The sequence below is a fragment of the Arsenicibacter rosenii genome, from assembly GCF_001870735.1.
In the GTDB taxonomy this organism is placed as follows: Bacteria; Bacteroidota; Bacteroidia; order Cytophagales; family Spirosomataceae; genus Arsenicibacter; species Arsenicibacter rosenii.
Genome location: NZ_MORL01000173.1, coordinates 1 through 1091 on the forward strand (window position 1 = coordinate 1; position 1091 = coordinate 1091).

Annotated in this window: 2 pseudogenes; both read right to left on the reverse strand. The window is 39.4% G+C overall.

The features are described 5' to 3' along the window. Positions 1-291 (reverse strand): annotated as a pseudogene (locus BLX24_RS32455) (hypothetical protein); the annotation flags it as partial. A gap of 170 nt (positions 292-461) precedes the next feature. Beyond that, positions 462-1091: pseudogene (locus BLX24_RS33110) on the reverse strand (bZIP transcription factor); the annotation flags it as partial.

Below are 1091 nucleotides of genomic sequence, written 5' to 3' on the forward strand. Positions count from 1 at the left end.
CAAATTGAAGCTGCCAACCGTGTTACGTAAGCCTGTGTTCAGACCTAAAAATACGTTGTCTGTACCGGTAGTTGTTGCGCCTGAGCCATAACCAATAAACGTGTTACCCGAAGTCTGACTAACCAAACGAATAAAGGGTTTACTGTCGATTTGAAATGATTTACCACTAGGTAAAGTCAGATCACTAGTTACTGACAAAGCAGTATTTGCCGGTGTTTCAATTATCTGTGCATAAGAGCTACCTGCACATACGAGAACCAGCAAAAAGGTGTGTAAAAGTTGTTTTCTCATTTTATCAAGCGGTTTGCTTAAACAAGAAGTTTCTTTTTTTTTATTTATCCGAAAGATAAGGCAAATATATTTTGTTTTCTACACTCCTGAGATACAATTAGTACTATTTGATGTATCGGTAGGATATAGTTATATAATAAGAAAAGGCCGGAAGATCTTNTACATGTTGATTAACGATGACGGTTAGCCATTTGGCGCTTGATACGCTTGTTCTCTAACTGTAATTGTTGAATTTGTTTTTGCTGTTGAATAACGTAGAGTGTTAATTCTTCTACTTTTTCTAATAGCTTGGCATCCATTTTAGCCATATCAACGCCTTCTTTAACAACTTCTTCAGCAGAAGGTACCCCAGGTAAATGCTTATTTGTTTTCACAAAGCGTTCAACTTCACTCAAACTGCGCAGTTTATAATCAGATGCAAATACGTAGTCACTCCATTCGCTACTGTTTTTTACAGCTACTTTAACCTTTTCTGTCAGAATACCTTTTGACACATAAAGGTTATAGTTTCCAGACAACTTTGTGATATCATTACCGATTACAACACCACCTTCGTTATTGTTTTGCAGTAAGCTCCCTTTTGCCTGCCAGAAACTATCTGTAATTGCAGTACGTGCTCCAGGCGAATAAGTAGCCAGAATAACATCTCCCTGGGCATTTACCGTTAAGAAACGGCTTGCCGTAGAAGTGGTGCTTGTAACGCCTGCTAAACCGGTCAATCGTAAACCCGATGTGCCAGTTGTGCTGCTGACTACTTCTAGTTTGTTGGCAGGCGAACTGGTTCCGATGCCTACACTGGC